The 23,360-nt window shown below is 62.3% G+C and carries 20 protein-coding genes; 7 read left to right on the plus strand and 13 right to left on the minus strand.

Annotated features, from left to right (window positions below; genetic code table 11):
- Positions 1-244: 244 nt before the first annotated feature.
- A complete protein-coding gene (locus JQ600_RS20465) occupies positions 245-538 on the minus strand; it encodes a hypothetical protein (protein ID WP_212389751.1) in 294 nt (97 codons plus the stop codon).
- A gap of 297 nt (positions 539-835) precedes the next feature.
- Here JQ600_RS20465 and JQ600_RS20470 point away from each other — a divergent pair, with 297 nt between their 5' ends.
- Positions 836-2,641: an alpha/beta hydrolase gene (locus JQ600_RS20470; RefSeq protein ID WP_212389750.1), complete on the plus strand. Its 1,806-nt coding sequence runs from the start codon at positions 836-838 to the stop codon at positions 2,639-2,641.
- Between the two features lie 70 nt (positions 2,642-2,711).
- Complete coding sequence (locus tag JQ600_RS20475) at positions 2,712-3,110, plus strand: MAPEG family protein (protein WP_212261790.1); 399 nt, start codon at positions 2,712-2,714, stop codon at positions 3,108-3,110.
- Between the two features lie 79 nt (positions 3,111-3,189).
- Here JQ600_RS20475 and JQ600_RS20480 read toward each other — a convergent pair whose 3' ends face one another.
- From JQ600_RS20480 to JQ600_RS20515, 8 genes are all read right to left on the minus strand, one after another.
- Positions 3,190-4,059: an alpha/beta fold hydrolase gene (locus tag JQ600_RS20480; protein ID WP_212261793.1), complete on the minus strand. Its 870-nt coding sequence runs from the start codon at positions 4,057-4,059 to the stop codon at positions 3,190-3,192.
- Positions 4,056-5,846, minus strand: a complete 1,791-nt coding sequence (locus JQ600_RS20485; protein ID WP_212490066.1) for a caspase family protein — start codon at positions 5,844-5,846, stop codon at positions 4,056-4,058. The genes JQ600_RS20480 and JQ600_RS20485 overlap by 4 nt, the downstream gene beginning before the upstream one ends.
- 231 nt (positions 5,847-6,077) lie before the next feature.
- Positions 6,078-7,283, minus strand: coding sequence for an MFS transporter (locus JQ600_RS20490; RefSeq protein ID WP_212261801.1), 1,206 nt, complete (start codon positions 7,281-7,283; stop codon positions 6,078-6,080).
- A 4-nt stretch (positions 7,284-7,287) separates the two neighbouring features.
- Positions 7,288-7,881, minus strand: a complete 594-nt coding sequence (locus tag JQ600_RS20495; protein ID WP_212389748.1) for a bifunctional 2-polyprenyl-6-hydroxyphenol methylase/3-demethylubiquinol 3-O-methyltransferase UbiG — start codon at positions 7,879-7,881, stop codon at positions 7,288-7,290.
- Between the two features lie 188 nt (positions 7,882-8,069).
- Positions 8,070-9,047: an N-acetyl-gamma-glutamyl-phosphate reductase gene (argC, locus tag JQ600_RS20500; protein WP_212389747.1), complete on the minus strand. Its 978-nt coding sequence runs from the start codon at positions 9,045-9,047 to the stop codon at positions 8,070-8,072.
- Positions 9,044-9,739: an FMN-binding negative transcriptional regulator gene (locus tag JQ600_RS20505; protein WP_212389746.1), complete on the minus strand. Its 696-nt coding sequence runs from the start codon at positions 9,737-9,739 to the stop codon at positions 9,044-9,046. Before JQ600_RS20505 ends, argC begins: the two co-directional genes overlap by 4 nt.
- Positions 9,740-10,019: 280 nt before the next feature.
- The gene (locus JQ600_RS20510) at positions 10,020-11,009 is read right to left on the minus strand and encodes an MBL fold metallo-hydrolase (RefSeq protein ID WP_212389745.1); all 990 of its coding nucleotides are present in this window, start codon (positions 11,007-11,009) and stop codon (positions 10,020-10,022) included.
- 215 nt (positions 11,010-11,224) lie between these two features.
- Positions 11,225-11,755, minus strand: coding sequence for a DedA family protein (locus JQ600_RS20515; RefSeq protein ID WP_212031317.1), 531 nt, complete (start codon positions 11,753-11,755; stop codon positions 11,225-11,227).
- Between the two features lie 288 nt (positions 11,756-12,043).
- Between JQ600_RS20515 and parE the strand changes: the two genes are divergently transcribed.
- The 5 genes from parE (at position 12,044) to JQ600_RS20540 (ending at position 17,508) form a co-directional block, all read left to right on the plus strand.
- Positions 12,044-14,101, plus strand: coding sequence for a DNA topoisomerase IV subunit B (parE, locus tag JQ600_RS20520; protein WP_212389744.1), 2,058 nt, complete (start codon positions 12,044-12,046; stop codon positions 14,099-14,101).
- Positions 14,102-14,292: 191 nt separating this feature from the next.
- Complete coding sequence (locus tag JQ600_RS20525; protein WP_212389743.1) at positions 14,293-15,177, plus strand: outer membrane protein; 885 nt, start codon at positions 14,293-14,295, stop codon at positions 15,175-15,177.
- 231 nt (positions 15,178-15,408) lie between these two features.
- A complete protein-coding gene (locus JQ600_RS20530; protein WP_212389742.1) occupies positions 15,409-16,221 on the plus strand; it encodes an outer membrane protein in 813 nt (270 codons plus the stop codon).
- 293 nt (positions 16,222-16,514) lie between these two features.
- Positions 16,515-16,700 carry a hypothetical protein gene (locus tag JQ600_RS20535; protein WP_212389741.1) on the plus strand — a complete coding sequence of 62 codons (186 nt, stop codon included), beginning with the start codon at positions 16,515-16,517 and terminating at the stop codon, positions 16,698-16,700.
- Positions 16,701-16,737: 37 nt separating this feature from the next.
- Positions 16,738-17,508 (plus strand): SDR family NAD(P)-dependent oxidoreductase, encoded by a 771-nt coding sequence (locus JQ600_RS20540; RefSeq protein WP_212389740.1) that lies wholly within the window; start codon positions 16,738-16,740, stop codon positions 17,506-17,508.
- An 82-nt stretch (positions 17,509-17,590) separates the two neighbouring features.
- Here JQ600_RS20540 and JQ600_RS20545 read toward each other — a convergent pair whose 3' ends face one another.
- The 4 genes from JQ600_RS20545 to JQ600_RS20560 all read right to left on the minus strand — a co-directional run bounded on the left by JQ600_RS20545 (position 17,591) and on the right by JQ600_RS20560 (position 23,236).
- A complete protein-coding gene (locus JQ600_RS20545; protein WP_212490067.1) occupies positions 17,591-19,084 on the minus strand; it encodes an outer membrane protein in 1,494 nt (497 codons plus the stop codon).
- 233 nt (positions 19,085-19,317) lie between these two features.
- Complete coding sequence (locus tag JQ600_RS20550) at positions 19,318-20,103, minus strand: outer membrane protein (RefSeq protein ID WP_212389738.1); 786 nt, start codon at positions 20,101-20,103, stop codon at positions 19,318-19,320.
- A 193-nt stretch (positions 20,104-20,296) separates the two neighbouring features.
- Positions 20,297-21,556, minus strand: coding sequence for an FAD-dependent oxidoreductase (locus tag JQ600_RS20555; protein WP_212389737.1), 1,260 nt, complete (start codon positions 21,554-21,556; stop codon positions 20,297-20,299).
- 150 nt (positions 21,557-21,706) lie between these two features.
- Complete coding sequence (locus JQ600_RS20560; protein WP_212389736.1) at positions 21,707-23,236, minus strand: caspase family protein; 1,530 nt, start codon at positions 23,234-23,236, stop codon at positions 21,707-21,709.
- Positions 23,237-23,360 lie beyond the last annotated feature (124 nt).

The following is a 23,360-nucleotide window of genomic DNA, read 5'->3' on the forward strand; positions in this document are numbered from 1 at the left end:
CGATAGAATCTGCGGTTTTCGAAGCCGAATTCGGCCTCGTCCAAAACTCGCGCTCAATCAATGATTTAGAGCGAATTCAGGCGCAGGATCCTGAGTGCCGGACCGTGATGCGGTTGAATTAAGGCTCTTTTAGCACGGGCGTCCCGCAGCGCCAGAGACTATAGCGTTTTCAAGCGAAAGCCTGCCCCGGACTTGATCCGGGGCGGCGGCAGGATCGCGTCACGAACGCGTCAAGACAGACAGGTTATTTGGCAGCAGGGTTTGGCGCAGCGGCCGCGGCCGCCTGACGATCCCGCGCGGCACGCAGTTCGGCCTCGATCTTGGCCTGCTCCGCCGGCTTGATGACCGCCTCGTCGCGCTCCGGCGGCAGGTCGTGGACCGGCAGATAGCCGCCGGCTTCCTTCGGACGCGCGGGCGCGTCGCCCGGCACGCCGACACCTGGCAAATCCGCGATCGACGTCGAGCAGCCGCTGACCGCGAGCGCGGCGGCGAGCAGCGCGGCCATCGACCACAGCCTTATGATCCGATCCACCGGCATCCGTCCGGAAGTCCCCAATACCTGTCCCGTTGCCTTAGATCGTGTGCACAGCGCGCGCTGGCAAGAGCTGTTGGTATGCGCCTTGCAGCGCTGGATCGTCGAGCTGCGTCAAATTCTCCGCAACCCTTCAAACCATTGTCGCCCGAAACGATTAAAGCCAGAACAGGTAACTCAAACGGTGCGGCTTCAATGTGTCCGAACGGAGAAATTTTATCGCAGTGCAACAGGATTAACCCAAACCTACCGCCGCCAATCGGCGCGGTGACGAACTCGAAATGAAGTTATAGTGTCCCAGACATGACCGACGTTAACACCGAAATCCACGCTGCGAAATCCTTCAACGCTGAAGCCTTCGCCATGAATATCGCCAGGGCCATGGAGAGCAGTGGCCAGGCGCTCGCGGCCTACCTGAAGCCGCGCGAAAACGGTGAGCCGAAGGACAAACCGCCGAATGAGATCGCCGAGGTGATCAAGACTTTCGGCACGGTCGCCGAATACTGGCTTTCGGACAAGGAGCGGGCGTCCGATCTGCAGGTCAAGATGGCCAAAGCCTATCTCGATCTCTGGGGTTCGACGGTGCGCCGCATGGCCGGCGAAGAGGCCCCGCCCGCGATCGAGCCGTCGCCGCGCGACAAGCGCTTCAAGGATCCGGAGTGGAAGACCAACAAGTTCTTCGACTTCGTGATGCAGCTTTACCTGCTCACCACGCAATGGGCGCAGGAACTGGTGAAGAACGCCGAAGGCATCGATCCGCATACGCGCAAGAAGGCCGAATTCTACGTCCAGCAGATCAGCAATGCGATCTCGCCGTCGAATTTCGTCTTCACCAATCCGGAAGTGCTGCGCGAGACGCTGGCGTCGAACGGCGACAATCTGGTGCGCGGCATGAAGATGCTGGCCGAGGACATCGAAGCCGGCCGCGGCACGTTGCGCATTCGCCAGTCCGATCCCTCCAACCTCGTCGTCGGCGTCAACATGGCGACGACGCCGGGCAAGGTGATCTTTCAGAACGAGCTGATGCAGCTGATCCAGTACACGCCCACCACGGAGACCGTGCTGCGCACGCCGCTGCTGATCGTGCCGCCCTGGATCAACAAGTTCTACATCCTCGATCTCAAGCCCGAAAAATCCTACATCAAATGGTGCGTCGATCAGGGCGTCACCGTGTTCGTGATCTCCTGGGTCAATCCGGACAAGGAACTCGGCAAGAAGACGTTTGACGACTACATGAGGCAGGGACCGCTGACCGCGATGGACGTCATCGAAAAGGTCACGGGCGAGATGAAGGTTCATACCGCGGGTTATTGCGTCGGCGGCACCCTGCTCGCCTCGACGCTGGCGTGGCTCGCCGAAAAGCGCCGCGTGCGCGTCACCTCGGCGACGTTCTTTGCAGCCCAGGTCGACTTCACCCATGCCGGCGATCTGCTTGTGTTCGTCGACGAAGACCAGATCTCGGCGCTCGAGCGCGACATGCAGGCGGCCGGCGTGCTCGAAGGCAGCAAGATGGCGATGGCCTTCAATATGCTGCGCTCGAACGACCTGATCTGGTCCTACGTCATCAGCAATTACCTGAAGGGACAACCGCCCTCCTCCTTCGACCTGCTGCACTGGAATTCCGACGCGACGCGGATGCCGGCAGCCAACCATTCCTTCTACTTACGCAATTGCTACCTGGAGAACCGGCTGTCCACCGGCAGCATGGTGCTTGATAACACGCTGCTCGACCTCTCGAAGGTGAAGGTGCCGGTCTATAATCTGGCGACGCGCGAAGATCACATCGCGCCCGCGGATTCGGTGCTGTACGGCTCGCAGTTCTTCGGCGGGCCGGTCAAATACGTGCTGTCCGGATCCGGCCACATCGCCGGCGTGGTCAATCCGCCGGCGTCGGGAAAATATCAGTACTGGACCAACGACAACATCAAGGACGTCACGCTGGCCGAGTGGCTCAAGAACGCCACCGAGCACAAGGGATCGTGGTGGCCGGACTGGCGTCAATGGCTGGAGGGCCTCGACGCCGAGATGGTGCCCGCGCGCGCGGTCGGCTCCGAGGCGATGCCGCCGATCGAGGATGCGCCCGGCAGCTACGTTCGCGTCCGCGCGTAGCGCAAGCCCGCAGGGTTGGCTATAAGCTGATATCCCGTATCGGGAATCGAAATCGAGCGAGGGGGAAACGATGACGCGTGAACTGTTCTGGCTGACGCTGACCGTGATTTTGACCGGTCTGCTGTGGGTCCCCTACATCATCAATCGCTGTCAGATCCGCGGCCTCTCCGGCGCCATGGCCAATCCCTCGCGCAACGACAAGCCGCATTCGGAATGGGCCAACCGGCTGATGTTCGCGCATGACAACGCGGTCGAAAACCTCATCATCTTCGCCCCCCTGGTCCTGATCCTCAACGCGGCCGACTATTCCACCAAATGGACCGTGATGGCCTGCATGGTCTATTTCTGGTCCCGCGTCGCCCATCTGATCGTCTACACGCTGGGCCTGCCGGTGTTCCGCACCCTGGCCTTCACCGTCGGCTTCCTCGCGCAAGCCGTGCTGGCGCTGGCGATCTTCCAGGTGCTTTGAAAGGCATCCCGAACGTTACGTGCATCCACCGCACGGCTTCTTCACGGAAGCGTGCCCTGTCAGGTCGTGCGTAGGTCCGTCAGGCGCCGAGCGCCGCGGCGATCTGAGTGGCGACATCGGCATCATCGAGATACCCGGCGATGCCGTGCCGATTGTCGGTGTGATTATTCACAAACGGGTAGTTCTTGATCGGCGGCTTGATAGCAAAATTCTCGGCATTGAGCGGATAGAGCGCGACGACATCGCGGTCATCGAATGCGTTGTACCAGTCCCGAATCCCGGTCGGCATCGTGAGCGGCGTTGCGAGCTTGTCGCGAATTGCGCGGATTCCAAGCGGAGATCCGACCGTGACGAGCCGCGGCACGGAGTTGCCGGCATGCTCTCGCAGCACCTCATAAGCAACGACGGAGCCAAGCGAGTGGGCGACAATTACGGTGGGCTCGTTCGTCAGTTGAGCCGCCACAATCTTGTTGATCTCGCGCCGGGTTTTGGAATCGTTGGCGTAGATGAACACGTCACGAAGCAATTGTCCGATGCTGTAGTTTGAAACGCCGGGGGTGCGGCGATCGATGACGCGAATGATGGCCTGAACCCATTCCCAGTTTTCGGGACCACGCGGCTGCGGTACCGGCCCCATTTCCTCTTCGACCTCGCGATGCGTAACCTTGTCATCGCTCCTGAGCTGGATCGCCACATCTTCCAGGAATGCCGCATATTCGTCGTTCATGGCACCGCCGCGTGTCGCGACGCCGTCGGCGGGAGGCAGGTCGTGACGCGCCAGTTGCTTCAGGAGTTCGTCGCCGTAGAAAGGTGCGTCGATCTGCAGGCCGGCTGGCATTCTGACGCCGATACCCGAGAATCCGCGACCAAGCGCGGCCATCCACTCGTCCTCGATGACCTTCGACGACTTGCCTTCTTGCGCCCGGCCATGGATCAGCAGCAGTCTCATTGCAAATCGCCCCGCTTTATTGCCTCGCGTAAAAGCTCGACGCCTTGCGGCGCGAAAGTGGTCCATAGGGCCGGTAGCAACCAATCGCGTGCCTTGCGCACGGCATCCGGCAATTGGGCGTCTCGCACTGCCAGCAATGACCAGCCCTGCCGCAACATCGGACAGAACGGCAGGATCGGAAGATCGGTTGCGGCATCTGCGCCGGCTTCGCGCGGCCGAACTCCTCGGCGCGCCAGCATTGCAACGTCAAACAGTTCCGCGACCAAGTCCCGGCGCATGTACTCGAGTACCGATTCGACCTGATCGTCGATACCGGCACTGGCAAAGGCGTACGCGGCATACAGACCAAGCGCGGGATCGAATACCTTGAGTTGTCTTACATTGTTGGCGAATGCCTGTGCTTCCTGAGGCGCAATCCGAAACACGCCGAGGCTGGCGGCAGCCGCAACGGCGGCGCGCAATGCCTCTATATCCCGGCGCACGTTCTGGTACTCGCTCCACCGTTTGCTGTTCGTCGATGGCACGTAATTGACGTTGCTTACCCTGCCGCCGTCGACGAAGACGTGCCCGATGTAACCGCGCAATCCCGGCAACACCGTGCCGCTGCCGCCGTCGAATTCGATCAGCACGCTTGTCGAGGGAACGTCGATACGTGCCGGATGAAGGCGTACAAGTTGTGTTCCTAGAATTTCGGCTGGAAATTGCGGCGAGGTTGCCCCGACAACCTGCGCACCGGTCACCGCAAAGCCGGTCTGAGTCTCAAAATGGTCGACCGGGGCGTCAACCAGATAGCGGTCGATCACGTCGGATATGCTGGCGCCATGGCCGATTTTCCGAACGGCCGCGGCCGCGTCCCGGGCACCCTGCCCCTGAGCAGCCGCTTCGATTGCCTGGAGTGCCAGTGCAGCCACCGACGGGACGGGCGCCTCACGCCGGAGACGTTTCCGCATGGCCGGTCGTCTTCGGGGACCGAGGGTCTCCAATCCCGAGCCCGTCTCATTCAACGGGCTGGTAACGCGCGCAACACGACCAACATAGGCCTGTACCGATTCCAGGATGAACTCCGGAGTTTGCCCTGCCTTTGGCATTTCTTCCGAGGCCGCATCCTGGACCCGTTCGTAAATCAACTCCTTGAGTTTACGGTTTGTCACAACCTCGATGAGTCCGCCGTTCTCCGGGACCTTATCGATGAAGGCCGGCGGCGGATTGAGATAGCCCGCCATAAACACCTTCGTGAAGATGCCTCCCAGGCGCGCGTTGTCGTCCGCCTTCGCGGCTTCCACCGCCACCAGCGACGGCAGCGTTGCGAACACGCGATCAATCTCCGGTCGCGTACGCCGTTTAAGCGGCACGTTGGGAAAGATCGAGCCGCCATCGACGCGGCTATCCTGCATTCGCGAGGGGATCGACCGGCAGGCGTCCGAGATGAACACCACGTTCTTGAGCCCGCTTTCCCGGGCCGCCATCACCGAGGCTTCCACAGATATCGCTTCGCTGGCGTTGTTCGGAGCGCCCGAGAGCAACCAGATCTCCGAACTGCCGTTCTGAAAGCCATGGCCGGCGAAGTAAAAGACGACCTGCGAATAGGTGGCCGCGTCAACGACGCGATCGACCTCGTTAAAAATGCTGGCGAATGCGACCGGCCCCTTGTCGTCGGTGAAGGTCCTTACTTCAAAACCCTGCTTGGCGATCCAGTCGGAAAATGCCTTGGCGTCGTTCACCGCGCCTTGCAGAGGCGCAGGCGCTTTCGGTTTGTTGACCCCGATGACGATCGCAATACGCGACATCCTGCCCCCATCCGCCACGGCTGTGTGCCATGACGCGGTGGGTCATTCAACTAAAGGTCGCAATGCCGGTCAATACTGGCGACCGTCGAATCACGGGAAACAGCGCGATCTGCTCAAGTCCCACCACCGGTGTTCCGCCACCCTGGCCGTCACCGTCGGCTGCCCCGCACGGGCCGTGCTGGCGCTGGCGATCTTCCACTGCCTCTGATACCGGCACCCCCTGCATCCCGATCAGTTCGCGGCCATCGCCCCGGTCGTCGGACGCAATTTCCTGAGCCAGAGCAGGATCAGGAGAGCCCCGCACGAACATGCCATCGCAAGGCCAAGCAGCGCGTTGCTGCCGAAATTCGTCAGCAAGCCAACAAGAACCGGAGGCGAAGCTGCGGAAATGAGGTTGAGCGGCAGCGCAATGCGCGAGGTCGCCTTGGCGAATTCGGCCTGGTCGTAGAACACCAAGGGTATGGTCGCCCGGGCGACTGCGAACGCGCCGCTGCCCATGCCATACAGCAGAATGAAGGCCGCGATCGCCCAATGCGATCCGCCGCCGATCATCAGCAGAAACATCGCCACAGGGATAGCTGAGCCGGCAAACAGCCCCGTCGTGATCCCATCCCACCGCCCGCCGCCAAGAAAATCCAATCCCCGGGCACTGACCTGAATCACGCCCAGCATCGAGCCGAAGGTAACGGCCGTGGCCGGCGACAGGCCCTCCACCTTCAGAAGCTCGATCAGCACGGCGCTGAATCCGAAGGCGACGAATGCATTGAGCGCGAGCGCAGCCAGGATGAGCAAGAACGTGCTTTTTTTCACGATAGGTGACGTGCCCGCCGGCTGCGCCGCGAAAATCGCCTCATCTTTTGGTTCGGTTCGACGCGGCAATCCGAAATAATAGAGCGGAAGGCACAACAGCAGCAGCATCCCGGAATAGACCAGACAGGTTCCGCGCCAGCCCATAACATCTGACAGAAACGACGTGGTGGGCCAAAAAACACTGCTGGAAAGCCCGGTCACCAGCATCATGGCGCCGATGCCGCGCTTCGCATCCCGCCCGGCGATCTCGTTGAGCATGATGTAGGCGGCCGTGGCCAGCGTGGCGCTGCCGGCCGTGCCGAGGATCACCCACGCAGCGAAAAACTGTATCGGGCCGTGTGCGAGCGAGAGCAGGACGAAGCCTGGCGCACCGATGATGGTCCCCGCGATCATCACCCGGCGGGCGCCAAATTGCGTGAACGGCCTTGCCAGGATCGGAGCGCACAGACCCATCAGGACATAGAAGATCGAGTTGCCGGCAAACACCGCCGAGATGTCCATGTGAAGATCGGCGGCGACCTGCCCGCCCACGACCGCAAGAAGCCCGATCGTGCCCCATCCGATGACCTGCGCAATCGCGAGAACGATCAGGACGCGGAAAATTGTCTTGCCGGACTGAAGGACCATCGGATCAGAGGCTTTTCCGGGCCACGACAAACAGCATCGGTGCCCACTGGTTGTCGAAGCCCATGACCTCGCCGGTCTCGATTTCAAGTGAATTCCAGTTGCCCGCGCTGGCGTAGGTTTCGCGCAGCCAATCCGGCGACGGGTAATTGTAGTAGCGGCCCAGCGTGTCGCGGCCTTCAGCGTCACCGGTCTTGAAGCTGGCAAAGAAAGCGCCGCCGGGTTTCAGCGCGCGCCAGATCAGCGATAGCACCTGCGTTAGTTCATCGCGCGGAACGTGCAGCAGGCAGGCATTGGCCCACACGCCGTCATAAGTCTCGACCGCGTCGATGTCATGGAACAGCAGCGTCCCGACCGGGCGGCCGAGACGGCGCGAGGCCACCTCGGCCATTTCCGGCGATCCATCCGTCGGCGACACGTCAAAGCCCCGCGCCAGCATTTCAGCGGTGTCGCCGCCGGCGCCACATCCGAGTTCAAGAATGGCAGCACCAGGCGGAAGCAGCGAGAGGAACGCCTCCAGCCTTGCCCGACGCGAGGTGATCTCGCGCGCCGCGTAAGCCTCGGCATGGCCGCGGTAGAATTGAAGCGTCGCCTCGTCCACGAATTCCTCTCGCTGTCGGCGAGGCTCAGCATCAGCCGCGTGTTGCGGTAAAACAGTAGACCCGCCTTCGCCGGACGCAACTATGGATTCTGCGGTTCTGGGATGCGCTCGCAAGCCCCCGACGGCCGAACGGGCAGCGCCGGCATCGCGCTGATGGCGTGATGCCGGCTTGAGCGTAAGGCTTTGGCCTAACTGTCGGCCAACCCCAGCATCAGCCGCATGTTCTGCACGGCGGCTCCGGAGGCGCCCTTGCCGAGATTGTCGAGACGCGCGACGAGAACGGCTTGCGGATATTGCTCGCTCGCGAAGACGTACAGTTCGAGCTTGTTGGTCTCGTTCAGCGCCTCGGGTTCGATGCGTCCGGTTTTTGACGTCGCGTATTCGAGCGGCATCACGGAAACATATTTGCTGCCCGCGTACCGCTTTGCGAGTGCGGCATGCAGTTGGGCGCCATCGGGCTTGGCCGGAAGCGCGTCGAGATGCAACGGCACCGACACCAGCATGCCCTGCCGGTAGTTGCCGACCGACGGAACGAAAATCGGCCGCCGCGTCAGGCGCGAGTAAAGCTGCGTCTCCGGCAGATGTTTGTGCTCGAAGCCAAGGCCATAGAGCTCGAAGGACGGCGCGGTGCCGGCCTCGAAACTTTCGATCATCGACTTGCCGCCGCCGGAATAACCGCTGACGGCATTGATGGTGATCGGATAGTCCGCCGGCAGCAGACCGGCATCCACGAGTGGCCGCAGCAGCGCGATCCCGCCGGTCGGATAGCAACCCGGGTTTGAGACTTTCCGTGCGCTCCGGATCTTGTCGGCCTGGTCAGGCGCGAGTTCCGCAAAACCGTAGGTCCAGTCGGGCGCGACGCGAAACGCCGTCGAGGCGTCGAGCACCTTGGGTCCCTTGGCGCCCATGCCGTCGATCAGCGCCACGGTTTCCTTCGCCGCATCGTCCGGCAGGCAGAGGATCACGAGATCCACCTCCTCCATCAGCGCCCGCTTGGCGCCGGCGTCCTTGCGCTTGTCCTCGGCAATGCTCTTCAGCGCGACGTCGCCCTGCAGGCGCAGCCGCTCCTGAATACCAAGGCCCGTCGTTCCGGACGCGCCATCGACAAAGATGGTGGGCTTCCTGGTGTCGCCGATCGTTTGCGGCTTGATATCGGTCAGGGTCATGGCGCGTTCCTTTCAAGCGTCGTCGCTTCGTTCGTTGCTGCTGTGTCGGTAATGTCGGTCATGAAAGCCTGCGGGCGCGCCTCGCGCATCAGGCCCGCAATCTCGGCTGCATCAGCTTCACCCTGTGACGCCAGCGCATTGCTGATGGCTGAGTAGTCGGCGTCGGATTTGTGCTGGTTCAATTTGAAGCTGCCCTCGATCTCTTCAACCGTCATCACCAGTCCCACGATCGCCTTCTTCATGGCGTCCAGCCGCCCGGCCGTCATTTTCGACGACAACCAGGGCTTCTTCGGCAACAGCCAGTTTTCGAACTTGGCGCTGAGCGTCTCGATCTGCTCGGCCAGTTCGTCGTCGGACAGTGCCCGTACCGTGCCCGTCAGGTGCACGGCCTGATAGAGCCAGGTCGGCACTTGATCGGGCGAGACGTACCAGTCGGGCGACACATAGGCATCCGCGCCGTTCACGGCCAGCAGCCAGGACGAGGTCCCGCCGGCAAGCTTTACCAGCGGATTATGACGGGCAACATGAAACAGCGCGCGCGGCGTCCCGTCATCGGCAAAGCCGAGATAGAACGGCAGCGGTGAGGCAATCGGCTTGGCGCCATCCCACGCGCAGACGAGGCCAAAGCCGCGCGCTTCCGCAAACGCCAGGCTGGCGGCACGGTCGGGCTTGAACGGAGGCGGCGTATACATTTCAAACTCCTGCTTGACGTAGGAGCCGCCAGATCAAACCGCGTGTCTTGAAGGGAAAGAGCCGCGGATCGTATCCGGCGGCAGAGGCGATGATCTTAAACGCAGACAACCGCCCATACCGCGACAATGCGGCGGCGGCAGGCGATGATGCTGGTCGAAGCGTTGATCATGGGCGTGCCTATAGGGCCGCGCGGTTCCACCGTCAAGCCAAAACACCGGGGAAGAACACAACGGCCGCCCCGAAGGGCGGCCTTGGCTCGATCGTTGGGGCAAGGAAAGCCTAAATCACCGGGTTCCAATGCGCTGGCACCACGCGATACCCACTGCCGTCCTTCTCCACATTCCCAAGGCCCGGGAACGGATAGTGGAAGCCCTGCACCATGAGCTTTTCCGCCACGACCATGTCGTAGGTCTTGCGCCGGGCCTTCTCGGCCATGGCGGCGTCCTGGTCGAAGAAGGCGTGCCAGCCCGGATTGGCGGCGAAGAGATAGGGGATGTTGGTGACATCCGACTGGACGAACACCTTCCCCGAACCCGACGACAATACATAGGAGGTGTGACCCGGGGTGTGGCCGGCGGTTTCCACGGCGAGCAGACCAGGGACAACGTCCTTGCCCCACTCGTACGGTGTCACCTTCTTCTTGAGGCCTGCGTCGAAAACGCGACGGGCATTCGCGAACACACCCTTCATGCGTTCAGTGGTCTGCTTGCCCATCTCGCCGTCGTCCATGAAATATTTCCATTCAGTGGCGGGCACCAACACCTCGGCGTTGGGGAATGCCAACACGTTCTCCGCGGTCAGAAGTCCGTTGATGTGATCACCGTGGAAATGCGAGATCACCACCATGTCGACGGACTTCGGATCGATGCCGGCCGCGGCCATATTGGTTGCGAACTGGCCGACCGCGCCCTTGCTGGAGGCGAAGGCGCCCGGGCCGTTACCGGTGTCGAGAACGATCAGCTTGCCGCCGGAGTTGATGACCAGCGGTCCGAACTGGATGCTGACCTTGTCTTTCGGCATGTGGGCTTTCTCGAGCGCCGCGGCGACCTCCTCCTTCTTCACGTTGGTGATGAAGCTATCGCCGAGCGCAAACGTGTTCACACCGTCGGAAATGACGGTCACCTGCGCGTCCCCCACTTTGTAACGATAGAAGCTCGGCGCCTGTTTGTCGGCCATCGGCGCGGCCGCCTTGGCCGGCATGCTGGGCAACAGAGGCGAAGCAGCGAGAGCCGCGGCACCGGCGAGTGCGTAACGTCGTGTCAAATCCATGTGATGTCCTCCAGTGAGACGATGAATGCGGTTCGCGGGATTTTCCGCTTATCGACGTGTCCGTGTGACGTGTTCTCGGCCCTGGTTGCCGCCGCTTCTACCAGCCCTTAAGTGCTGGCGCGATGACGCCGGTGCGACGGCAGGCAGCCCGGTGTTCCCCATCATGAGAGCTAACCCCTGCCCCCGGCGGCTTATTCCGGCAGGGCGAGCTTGCGTCACAACAACCGCCACACCCATTCGATGATGTGCGCGATCACGTCGCCAAACAGCAACAACGCTGCCGACCAGACCAGCGCGGAGACGAAATTGGCGATCTGGAATGGCCAATACGGCATCTCGAAAATGCCGGCTGCGAGCGGCACCGACGCCCGCAGCGGTCCAAAGAACCGCCCGATGAAAATGGAGGGCACGCCCCACTTTTTTACAAAGGCCTCGCCGCGCGGCAGGATTTCCGGATAGCGCGACAGCGGCCAGATCTGAGCGACCTGCTCCTTGTATTTGAAGCCGAACCAATAGGAGACCCAGTCACCGAGCCCCGCGCCAATGCCGCCGGCAATCCAGATCGGCCAGAAGTTGATGCCGCTGACGCCCATCAGGGCGCCGATCGCGACCAGAGCCCCCCAGGCCGGAACGACCAGTGAGACGAACGCCAGCGATTCGCCGAACGCCAGCAGCAGCACAACCGGTGCTGCCCAGGCCTGATGATCGCGCACGAAATCAGCCAGGGCGCGCGCAAAATCTTGCATCCCTTAAACGCCTTCCCAGCCCCAATCCGGCCATTGAATCAAACCCGCGAGCCCATGGCCTTGGAACAGGTACGCCAGCCCGTTGCGTGACTTCAAGTCACAAAGGCGGACGCGGTGCGTGATTTACCCCCTCTCCCGTGTTCCGCCCTGACAACAGCACTTATCTCGTGGTACGGCCGGCCCGAGCGGTTGCAGCGTTCGGCCCGGCCGTCACTTTTTAAGCCCATCCGTGGCATAGTCAGACAGATCGATTCGCTGCGCCAGGTTGCGCGCATCACATGAAGAACCATGCCCAAGCCATTGAAAACAGCTGCCAAAACTAAATCCGCCAGCGACTTGTTCGGGGCCGATGAATCAAAGGGCCGCGCCTCGCTGAAGGTCGCCGCCAGGTCCAACAGCGCCGAAGCCGGCTATACCGCGGCCGATATCGAGGTGCTCGAAGGTCTGGAGCCGGTCCGGCGCCGGCCCGGCATGTATATCGGCGGCACCGATGAAAAGGCGCTGCACCATCTGTTCGCCGAAGTCATCGACAACGCCATGGACGAGGCGCTGGCAGGCCATGCCTCCTTCATCGAGGTCGAACTCGGCGCCGACGGCTTTTTGACCGTGACCGACAATGGCCGCGGCATTCCCGTCGATCCGCATCCGAAATTTCCGAAGAAATCCGCGCTCGAAGTCATCATGTGCACGCTGCATTCCGGCGGCAAGTTCGACTCCAAGGTCTATGAGACCTCGGGCGGCCTGCACGGCGTCGGCGTCTCTGTGGTCAACGCCCTCTCCTCGCTCCTCGAGGTCGAGGTCGCACGCGAACAAAAACTCTACAAGATGACCTTCGAGCGTGGTCATCCCAAGGGCAAGCTCCAGGAGCTCGGCAAGATCAACAACCGCCGCGGCACCACCATCCGCTTCAAGCCCGACACCGAGATTTTCGGCGCCAAGGCGGCCTTCAAGCCGCAACGGTTGTTCAAGATGGCGCGCTCGAAGGCCTACCTGTTCGGTGGCGTGAAGATCCGCTGGCGCTGCGATCCTGAATTGCTGCGCGGCCTCGAAGAGGTGCCGGCCGAGGACGAATTCCACTTCCCCGGGGGTTTGAAGGATTATCTGGCCGCCGCGATCCATGCCGACACGCTGGTGCACCCGGATATCTTCTCCGGCAAATCGGGACGCAACGGCGCCCACGGTGCCTGCGAATGGGCGGTGGCCTGGACGGCGGACGCCGACGGCTTCCTCTCCTCCTATTGCAACACCGTGCCGACGCCCGACGGCGGCACCCACGAATCCGGCATGCGCAGCGCGATGTTGCGCGGCCTGAAGGATCACGCCGAGCGTATCGGCCAGGGCAAGCGCGCCGCTCCGATCACCTCGGAAGACGTGATGGTGGGCGCGGCCGTGATGCTCAGCGTGTTCGTGCGCGAGCCGGAATTCCAGGGCCAGACCAAGGACCGCCTCGCCACCGCCGAGGCCCAGAAGATCGTCGAACAGGCGATCAAGGACCCGTTCGACCATTGGCTGTCCGGCAATCCGCAGCAGGCCAACAAGCTGCTGGATTTCGTCGTCGAGCGCGCCGACGAGCGGCTGCGCCGCCGCGCCGAGAAAGAGACCTCGCGCAAGACCGCAGTGAAGAAGCTGCGGCTGCCCGGCAAGCTCGCCGACTGCACCAACACCGCGACCGAAGGCTCCGAGCTGTTCATCGTCGAGGGCGACTCGGCCGGCGGCAGCGCCAAGCAGGCGCGCGACCGCAAGACCCAGGCCGTGCTGCCCTTGCGCGGAAAGATCCTCAACGTCGCCTCCGCCGGCAAGGACAAGCTCACCGCCAACGCCCAGCTCTCCGACCTGATGCAGGCGATCGGCTGCGGCACGCTCGCGCAATACCGTGAAGAAGATTTGCGCTATTCCCGCATCATCATCATGACCGACGCCGACGTCGACGGTGCCCATATCGCCTCGCTGCTGATCACTTTCTTCTACCGGCAGACGCCGCGGCTGATCGACGAGGGCCATCTCTATCTCGCAGTGCCGCCGCTCTACCGGCTCACCCACGGCGCCAAGACGGTCTACGCCCGTGACGACGCCCACAAGGACGCGCTGCTCAGAAGCGAATTCAACGCCAATGCCAAGGTCGATGTCGGCCGCTTCAAAGGCCTCGGCGAGATGATGCCGGCGCAGCTCAAGGAAACCACGATGGATCCGGCCAAGCGCACCCTGCTGCGCGTGGTGCTGCTGGCCGACGACCGCGAAGGCACCGCCGATTCGGTCGAGCGGCTGATGGGCACCAAGGCAGAGGCCCGATTCGCCTTCATCACCGACAAGGCGGAGTTTGCCAGCGAGGATCTGCTGGACGTGTGACCTCCGGGGCGATCTCGGCGACGGCACGCGATTGTCGGGCTTTGCCAGCCATCATTCGGCCTGTTTCACCCCATGGGGCACCTGATCGTGCCTATTTTTCAGGCTCTTTCCCGCGGTTCCTTTTCGAGCGGATGTGTTCTCCCCGCAACAGCATTTTAGATGGAACCGCGTATATTCCCGGTACTGGGTTTATGGAATCGGTGCAAGCGCACCGTTTGGGCGGTCGTTTACGACGCTTAATTTTGAGGGTTTCGACAATGAAGAAATTTGTGATCGCTCTGACCGCGCTGGCAGCATTGACTGCCCCGGCTCTGGCGGCCGACATGGCTCCCCGTTATGCCAAGGCTCCGGCTCCGGTTGTACCGGCCGTAAGCTGGACCGGCTGCTGGATCAGCGGCGGTGGCGGTTACGGCATCTCCCGTACCGACCGCGACTCGCGCGATTTTGCTGCGCCGAACGCCCTCAACGTGCTGAACAACACGTCCGGTTCGGATGGCTGGTTGGCAACGGCTGGGGCCGGCTGCGATTATCAGTTCAGCGGTCGCTGGGTTGTCGGCGCGTTCGCCGACGGCACCTACTCCGACATCAAGGGTGACCACGCTTGGCGCGTGTTCGGTCCCAGCGCGACCTTCGTCGGCGAATCGAAGATGGATTGGAACTGGGCTGTTGGCGGTCGCATCGGTTATCTCGTGACCCCGTCGTTCCTGACCTACTTCAACGCCGGCTACACGCAGGCTCATACCGAAGCCTATAATTTGCGAGAGATCACTACGGCCACCGCAACCGGCCTTACGGTTCCGGGCCGGACCTTCGATGGATTCTTCGTCGGCAGCGGCTTCGAATATCAGCTCGACTTCCTGCCGGGCCTGTTCGTAAAGAGCGAAGGTCGCGCTTCCTGGTACGATCGCAAGGACTCGCGCCTCACCTGTACGGCTGTTGGCGGCCGGTGCGGCGCTGCTGATCTTGGTACCGACCCGTTCGGCAACATCGACTCACGGAAAATGGTCGTCTACACCGCGAAGACCGAGCTGGTTTATCGCTTCAACTGGGGTGGCCCGGTCGTTGCGAAGTACTGATCTTTGCTAAATCAGCAACTCAAAAGCCCCGGCATCGTCCGGGGCTTTTTTGTGCGCAAGGCAGCCAACAGGTTCGGTAGGGCAGCTGATCGGTTTTTCCAGGCATGTGGCCGCTCTGCAACAGCATTTCAGGCGGAACTGCGTATAGTCCTGACACTGGGTTTCGGGAATCGGTGCAAGCGCACCATTTGGGCGGTCGGTTTACGACGCTTAAGATTGAGGGTTTGAATAATGAAGAAATTAGCGATCGCTCTGACCGCAGTTGCGGCATTCAGCGCTCCGGCTCTCGCAGCCGACATGGCCCCCCGCTATGCCAAGGCTCCGGCTCCGGTGGCGATGGCTCCGAGCTGGACGGGCTTTTACATTTTCGGCGGTGGCGGCGGCGGCGTCTGGGATGCCAACGGAGGCGTCGATGCTACCGCGACCGGTACTTGCATTATTTGCACGAACACCCGGACGGGTGGTGATGGATGGTTCGGCACTGTCGGCGTTGGTTATGACTGGCAAGCGAGCCCATCGTGGGTGTTCGGCGTGTTCGGCGACGGCACGTTTGGCAGCCTCAAGGGCAATATCGGCGATGCGGGCGTGATCGGCGCAGGTTCGATTACCGGGGGTATCGTCGGTACCACCAAGATGGAAACCGCCTGGGCCGTCGGTGCTCGCCTCGGCTATCTCGTCGCCCCGAACGTTCTGTCCTACGTCAACGCCGGTTACACCGGAACGTATTGGACGGGCAGCACGCTGCTGAATTCGGACACCGGTACTGCTTCCGGTCTGCACACCGATCGCTTCAACACCGGTGGCGCGTTCGTCGGCGGCGGCGTCGAGAACAACCTGAACATCTTCGGTATCACCGCGCCGGGCTGGTTCATGAAAACTGAATATCGCGCTGCCTATCTCGACAGCAAGCGTCTCTCGGAACGCCTTGATGGCACCAACGCCCTGTTTGGCCGCGATATCACGTTCAAGCCTTTCGTGCAGACCATCAGCACCTCGCTGGTCTACCGCTTCAACTGGGGTGGCCCGGTCGTCGCCAAGTACTGATCGACATATTGATCTCTGCTAAATCAGCAGCTCAAAAGCCCCGGCATCATCCGGGGCTTTTTTTGTGTCTGGTTGCGTGAGGTCGTTGCCGCGCCCGCATGCTCCTGGCCCGAGTTGCAGTCTTGAGCTGCTGGTAAGCGCGGCGCAGCCTGCCCCCGATCATCAGTCTCCTGATCATTTCCGCCCTTGCCGAAGCCGCCCGCTTTGTATTCGATCGACAGCCTCGGTCGGCCTCGGCAATGGTTTCCGGGGACGCCGGTCAAGCCGTTCGAAAGCGGCAGCGGGGAGTATCCATGGCCAGATTGCTCTTGATCGTTGGCTTTCTAGCGCTCGCCGTCGGCCTGCTCTGGATCGGCCAGGGCACCGGCGCGATCACCTGGCCGCAATCGAGCTTCATGGTCAACCAGCTGCAATGGGCGGGCTATGGTGCCGTGCTCGGCGCCGTCGGCCTGATCCTGATCTGGCAAGGCAAGAGCTGATCGCGGCTCTGTCGATAACAACAATGGGACAACAACAATGAAAGCAAAACTTTTCGATCTCAGCGGCAAGGTGGCCATCGTCACCGGCGGCAATGGCGGCATCGGGCTCGGCATGGCCCGCGGTTTGGCGGACGCCGGCGCCGCGATTGCGGTTGTCGGGCGCAATGAAGCCAAATCGGTTGCCGCAGCCGCCGAGCTCACGCGCAGCGGCGCCAAGGCCATTTCGGTGGTCGCAGATGTCACCGACAAGGCGGCGGTTGACGCCATGGCCGCGCGCGTGGCCGGCGAACTCGGGCGGATCGACATCCTCGTCAACAATGCGGGCATCAGCATCCGCAAACCACCGCACGTGCTCGATCTCGCCGAGTGGAACAGCGTGATCCAGACCAACCTCACCAGCGCCTTCCTGGTCTCGCAGGCGGTCTACCCTGCGATGAAGCAAGCGGGCGGCGGCAAGGTCATTAATATCGGTTCGATGATGTCGATCTTCGGCGCCAGTTTTGCGTCAGCCTACGCGGCGAGCAAGGGCGGCATCGTGCAGTTCACGCGCGCCTGCGCGGTGGCCTGGGCCCCGGACAACATCCAGGTCAACGCGGTGCTGCCGGGCTGGATCGACACCGATCTCACCAGGGGCGCCCGCGCGCAGATCGACGGGCTGCACGACAAGGTGCTGGCGCGCACGCCGGCGGCGCGTTGGGGCGTGATCGACGATTTCGCCGGCATTGCGGTGTTTCTGTCTTCGCCCGCCTCCGACTTCACCACCGGCACCGCGATCCCGATCGACGGCGGTTTCTCGGTCATGGGATAGCGCCGACGTCACACTGACGCACTTCCGCAACGAAAAAGCCCCGGACATGCCGGGGCTTTTTCGGCTGCCGATTGAGCAGCAATCAGTACTTCGCAACGACCGCACCGCCACCCCAGTTGAAGCGGTAGACCAGCTGGCTGCGAACGGTGTGGGTGTATTTCTCGGAATCGATCGAGACGCCAGTCGGCAGGCCCGTTGCAGTGATCCGAATGGGATTGGTCGCCACATCGAACTCCGAGAAGCGATACTCGTTTTTCCAGAACAGGCCAGGCAGGAAGTTCAGCGCATATTCGTCGCCGGCGCCGATGAACCAGCCCTTGTAGGTGCGCTTGTCCGTAAAGAGGCCGGCCGGAACACCGAAGGGGGCAGAGATGCCGGTAAAATCAGTGCGGTCGAAGGTCGCTTCGGTATAGCCGACCGAGACATAAGTCAGAAGGTTGGGCAGCGCCAACCAACCGAGACGGCCGCCAGCCGACCAGGCCGAACTCATCTTCTCGTCGCCAACGCCGTTAACACGCTGCGGATTGAGATTTCCCTTGAGGCTGCTGAAATCGTAATCGCCGAAGGCGCCAACGACAAAGCGCGCGCCTGCAGCGGCCAGCTGGTAGTCGCAGCCGCCTTGCACCGTTCCAAGATAGCCACGGCCCCCCGTGGTCGCCGACTCGCTGAACCGGGTCCGGGGCGGACCGTCATCGTAAGTGGTGTTTTCCTGGTTCCAAAGGCCATAGCCGCCGCCGCCGCCGACATAGCACCCGGTCCAGTTCACCACGGGCGCGGCAGGAGCCTTGACGTAAGCCTTGGCCGGGGCCGATCCGCCCGAGTTGAAGCGGTAGACCAGCTCACTACGAACGGTATGGACGAACTTTTTGGAATCCTCCGAGATGGCTGATGGCAAGCCCGTTGCGGTGAACCGAATGGGATTGGACTCCGCGTCGAATTCCGAGAAGCGATATTCGTTTTTCCAGAACAGGCCGGGCAGGATATCCAGCGCGTATTCGTTGCCGGTGCCGATGAACCAGCCTTTGTAAGTGCGCTTATCCTGGAAAAAGCCCGCCGAAACACCAAAGGGCGGGAAGTTGGAGTTAAAGTTGGTGCGGTCGAAGGTCGCCTCGGTGTAGCCGGCCGAGAAATAGGTCAGGAAGCTGGGGGTAGCCAGCCAGCCGAGACGGCCGCCGACCGCCCAGGCCGAACTCATCTTTTCATCACCAACCATGGAGAAACCGGAGGGAGCGAGCGTTCCCTTGAGGCTAGCGAAGTCGTAGTCGCCGAAGGCGCCGACGACAAAGTTTCCACCCGCCGCCGCAAACTGATAGTCGCAACCGACCTGCACCGTTCCGAAATAACCGCGACCGCCCGTCGTTACGGTATCGCCAACCGGAATGGGGGGCGGACCGAAGCCCGAGGTCGAGTTTTCCTGGTTCCACATGCCGTAGCCGCCGCCACCGCCGACATAGCAGCCGGTCCAGCTTGTCACCGTCACCGCCATTGCTGGCGCCTTGGAATAGGTGCGGGCGGGAAGATCCGCCGCGAAAGCCGGGGCGGCAAATGCCGCAACCGTGGACAGGGCGAGCGCCAATTTCTTCACTTTGAATAATCCCCTCTATCAGAGTTGGGCAGAGTACATCGACAACCGAAATCCTGACGTGTCCTGGTTGGCACCGGGCTTGTCGCTGTGGGCACTGCGAGGGCTACAGCGTCGCGAACCAGGCGGATTGTCACTTACTGTGGCGGGGCCGCTACAGACTCACCGCGTGATGTCGTAGCCGCGGCCAGCTTGTTCAGTATTCCGTTTTAAGCAGGCAGCTACTCTCAGTACCTGGCGACGACCGGTCCGGTCGACCACGGATTGAACTTGAAGCTCACCCGCCCCATCACCGAATCGACCTTCGCCGAGACATTACGGAGGTCCACCACGGTGCAGCCGACTACAGCCCGGTTACAATTGTGCTGCTCGCTGTCGAACTCGTAGTGCTTGTAGTCGATGCCGAGAACGAGGTTGTCCAGAACCGCGTATTCGCCGCCGACGCCGGCATACCAGCCGCCATGAGCGGCGCTGGCCGCCGCGATCGTAAGGTTGGCCGCGGGGAGGTAGACTTGGGTATCGATGTCAGCCCGGGCGTAGCCGCCCTGGCCGTACACCATAAAGCGATTCCAGGCATAGCCGAGCCGGCCGCCGATGTAGCCGATGTCATTGATGCGGCTTTGGCACGACGCCCCACCGCCGTAAATGCAGCCTGGGCCGAGGACACCAGTGCCACGGGTGTTGTTGAAGCCATTGTCCAGGCCGTTCCAGCCGCCTTCGATACCGAGAACAACGTTGCCCCACTGCTTCTGGATTCCGGCAAAGCCGCCGTAAATCAACCGACTCTGGCTATCCGTCCTCCAGAAAGCGCCGGGAACAGCATTGTAGAGAACGCCATCGGTGGTGTCCCATGCGCCGCCGACAGCGCCGCCGATATAGATACCGGACCAGTCATAGGTGATAACCGGAGGTGCAACGGGTGCCTTGGTGTACGGGCGGGCCGCCATGTCGGCGGCGAACGCGCTCACCACGCTGGCGGCAAGGATCGCAGCTGCGAGTACCAGTTTCTTCACTTTGAATAATCCCCTCTATCAGAATTGGGGAGCGTACATCGACAACCGAAATCCTGACGTGTCCTGGTTGGCACCGGGCTTGTCGCTGTGGGCACTGCGAGGGCTACAACGTCGCGAACCAGGCGGATTGTCACTTACTGTGGCGGGGCCGCTACAGACTCACCGCGTGATGTCGTAGCCGCAGCCAGCTTGTTCAGTATTCCGCAGATGCCGGCGACTGCACATGCTCGGGCCGGACGCCGAGCCCGATGAAGCGCGCCGTGATACCCTGCAGCCACGGCACCGCCGTGATCAGGCGCATCACCAGTGGCGCTTTCAGCGGCTGATTGCCGGGCTTCAGCGCGGCGCTGACGATGTTGTCTTGCGCCACGACCTGCATCCGCTGCGTCATCCGCACCGGGAATTCGCGGCGCTGGCGCACCGCATCCAGTTCGTTCTCCGGCGGGCAGCCGTTCACGAGCTTGGCCGCGAGAAGATTGGCGGTCGCGACCGCGTCCTGAACTGCAAGATTGACGCCGACACCACCCATCGGCGACATCGCATGCGCGGCATCGCCGATGCACAGCAAGCCCGGCCGCGTCCAGCGCGGCAGACGGTTGATCGCAACCGTGAGCAGCTTGACATCATCCCAGCTTTTGACGTCGGCAAGGCCGGATTTGAGGATCGGCGCGACCCGCGCGACGTCGTCCAGAAACGCCGGCAGGCCCCTCGCCCTGACGGCGTCGTACTCACCCTTGGCGATGATATAGGCGCATTGCCAGTAATCGCCGCGATCGAACATCACCATCATCCTGCCGGGCTCGACGCGCGCAAACAGGCTTTCGGTTTCATTCGCGCGTTTTCCCGCGCGGAACCACAGCACGTCCATCGGCGCGCCGATTTCCTCGACCGCAAGGCCCGCGCGCTCGCGCACCAGCGAATGGCGGCCATCGCAGGCGACGGTGAGATCCGCCTCGATGTCGATCATGCCCTCTGGCGTGTTTGCGCGCACGCCCGCGACGCGGCCGCCGTCCTCAATTAGATCGGTCGCTTCGGTGCTCATCATCACCTTGAGCGAGGCAAACCGCTTGCCGCTTTCGCGCAGGAAATTGAGAAAATCCCATTGCGGCATGAAGGCGATGAAGGGGTATTTCACCTTGAGCCGGCTGAGATCGGCGATCCGCACCGATGCGCCGCCGAACAGCCCCTCCATCTTCTGCAACCGCTGATGCGGCAGCTTCAGAAATCCGTCGATCAATCCGAGTTCGTCCATCACCTGCAGGGTCGAGGGATGCACGGTGTCGCCGCGAAAATCGCGAAAGAAGTCGGCGTGCTTTTCCAGCACCACGACATCGATCCCGGCGCGGCCCAGGAGATATCCGAGCATCATACCGGCGGGCCCGCCGCCAACGATGCAGCAGCGAACCTTCATCGTGCGCCCCGGGGGCTGCCGCGAAAAACTGCCTGCGTCCATGATCGACCTCCGAGCGGACTGTAGCTCAATCGGACGACGCTGGCTGGATTAGAGCCTTTTCCGTTCCGATGGAATCGGAACGGGGCTCTAGATTCTTGATTTGACGCGTTTTCTCGACGCGAACCGGTATCCACTTCGCTCGAAAACGCTTTAGCGCCGGAAGCTCTTGATCTCGGACACGCTGCCGTCGCGGTAGACCAGCTCGACCGAAACCGACTTGGTCGCCGGCGCAAGCTTGAGGTAGGGCTGCGCCTCGCGCGGGATGACGCTGGGATCTTTGGGATCGCACGGCGGCATTTTCAGGACCTGGTCGGGCACGGCGCTGTCGATGCCAACGCGCACCTCGCGGATCGCGCAGCGGTACGACATCAGATGGGTGTAATAGACCAGGAGCCCGTTGAATTCACGAAACGACAGCCAGCTGGTCGCGGTCATGTCGAGTACCTTGCGCTGGTCGCGGATCAGCGCCGCCTCGGGATCGAAGCGGATCGGAAACGGCCCCTGCACTTCGCCATTGGTATCGACATAGCGCACCTGGATCGTGGCGGCCGGCGCGTCGGCCGGAAGCTCGATCGACGGGTTCGGCATCCGCTTGCGGGTCCGCGGATCGAGCGTGTCGATGAAGCCGGTCTCGCGGAAATCGCCGGCCTCGCCCATCCGCCAGGAAATCCCGAGCGTCGGATCGGCGATCGAGAACACCACGGTCCAGCCGCTATTATGGCGCGAGAACATCGCGATCGGCGCGTTGACGGAATCGTTCGACGGCGCCAGCCGGTGCACCGGCGGCAACGCTGCAACCTTCTGCAATGGCTCCGCAGGCTTGGCGACGGCGACCTCGGGCGCGGCCTTCGCCGTGCCGCTCAGGAATACGTCATCGACCATCTGGTCGAAATAGACCGGGATCTGCTTGTGGCGCACGGTCTCCGCCAGCTCGCTGACCAGCCGCCGCGTGCGTTGCGCGACCTGCACGAGGTTGACGCCGGGCTGCGTCAGTTCCTTGGTAAAGGTCCGGGTGAACACGGAATTGGGATTGGCATCGTCGTTCGACAGGCGGTCCAGCGCGGTCTGCCGCGGTCCCGCTGAAAATATCGAGAACACGCCTTCCGGCAATTGCGTCATCGGCGCGAGGCCGCCGCCACCGGCGACGGCGCGGGTGCCGGAGCGCTCGAACGGATTGTTGCGGCAGGCGTCGAACACCAGAATGGCGGTTCGCGCGCCCTTGTTCTGCAAACGCTCGATGATGCGGTCCGCGAGGATGGAAGCGTCGCGCACCAGTTCCTCCTGGCCTTCGGTTGCCGCCGGCACGTCGGTCGGCAGCAGGAAGTTCTGGCCGGCGATTTCAAAGCCGTGGCCCGCATAGAAGAAGAACGCGGTGTCGCCCTTGCCGACCGCCTTGTCGAACGCGAGCAGGCTCTGGCTGAAAGCCTGGCGCGTCTGGTTCTCGGCGACCATGACGGTGAAACCGAGTTGCTTCAGCGTATCGCCCATGGTGCGGGCGTCGTTGACGGCCTTCTGCAGCTTCGGCACGTTCCGGTAGTCGTTATTGCCGATCACCAGCGCGACGCGTTTTTCGGCATAAGCGGGGGCAGCGAACGCCAGCAACGAGGCGACAATGCCGAATGCCAGTCCGGAAAGCCGCCCGGCTTTGGACCGCGCCTTGGGCCGTAACCAGCTCGTCATAATCAGTTCCCCGCAATGATGCGCGGCCGCGCGGGACCGCTTTTGTCGTAGTCGATAAAGCCACGCCGGCGGTTCAATGCTGCAGGCAGGACCAGAGCCCCATTTCCGCCACGTAAGTCAGATG

It is taken from the genome of Bradyrhizobium sp. AUGA SZCCT0176, from assembly GCF_018130145.1.
In the GTDB taxonomy this organism is placed as follows: Bacteria; Pseudomonadota; Alphaproteobacteria; order Rhizobiales; family Xanthobacteraceae; genus Bradyrhizobium.

Excerpts from the sequence above, each read along its gene's own strand:
- JQ600_RS20560 (WP_212389736.1), bottom strand. The coding sequence starts at position 23,236 with ATGACGAGCTGGTTACGGCCCAAGGCGCGGTCCAAAGCCGGGCGGCTT.
- JQ600_RS20480 (WP_212261793.1), bottom strand. The coding sequence starts at position 4,059 with ATGAGACTGCTGCTGATCCATGGCCGGGCGCAAGAAGGCAAGTCGTCG.
- JQ600_RS20470 (WP_212389750.1), top strand. The coding sequence starts at position 836 with ATGACCGACGTTAACACCGAAATCCACGCTGCGAAATCCTTCAACGCT.
- JQ600_RS20540 (WP_212389740.1), top strand. The coding sequence starts at position 16,738 with ATGAAAGCAAAACTTTTCGATCTCAGCGGCAAGGTGGCCATCGTCACC.
- argC (WP_212389747.1), bottom strand. The coding sequence starts at position 9,047 with ATGACCCTGACCGATATCAAGCCGCAAACGATCGGCGACACCAGGAAG.
- JQ600_RS20535 (WP_212389741.1), top strand. The coding sequence starts at position 16,515 with ATGGCCAGATTGCTCTTGATCGTTGGCTTTCTAGCGCTCGCCGTCGGC.
- JQ600_RS20505 (WP_212389746.1), bottom strand. The coding sequence starts at position 9,739 with ATGTATACGCCGCCTCCGTTCAAGCCCGACCGTGCCGCCAGCCTGGCG.
- parE (WP_212389744.1), top strand. The coding sequence starts at position 12,044 with ATGCCCAAGCCATTGAAAACAGCTGCCAAAACTAAATCCGCCAGCGAC.
- JQ600_RS20490 (WP_212261801.1), bottom strand. The coding sequence starts at position 7,283 with ATGGTCCTTCAGTCCGGCAAGACAATTTTCCGCGTCCTGATCGTTCTC.
- JQ600_RS20465 (WP_212389751.1), bottom strand. The coding sequence starts at position 538 with ATGCCGGTGGATCGGATCATAAGGCTGTGGTCGATGGCCGCGCTGCTC.
- JQ600_RS20485 (WP_212490066.1), bottom strand. The coding sequence starts at position 5,846 with ATGTCGCGTATTGCGATCGTCATCGGGGTCAACAAACCGAAAGCGCCT.
- JQ600_RS20530 (WP_212389742.1), top strand. The coding sequence starts at position 15,409 with ATGAAGAAATTAGCGATCGCTCTGACCGCAGTTGCGGCATTCAGCGCT.
- JQ600_RS20510 (WP_212389745.1), bottom strand. The coding sequence starts at position 11,009 with ATGGATTTGACACGACGTTACGCACTCGCCGGTGCCGCGGCTCTCGCT.
- JQ600_RS20475 (WP_212261790.1), top strand. The coding sequence starts at position 2,712 with ATGACGCGTGAACTGTTCTGGCTGACGCTGACCGTGATTTTGACCGGT.
- JQ600_RS20525 (WP_212389743.1), top strand. The coding sequence starts at position 14,293 with ATGGAATCGGTGCAAGCGCACCGTTTGGGCGGTCGTTTACGACGCTTA.
- JQ600_RS20515 (WP_212031317.1), bottom strand. The coding sequence starts at position 11,755 with ATGCAAGATTTTGCGCGCGCCCTGGCTGATTTCGTGCGCGATCATCAG.
- JQ600_RS20555 (WP_212389737.1), bottom strand. The coding sequence starts at position 21,556 with ATGGACGCAGGCAGTTTTTCGCGGCAGCCCCCGGGGCGCACGATGAAG.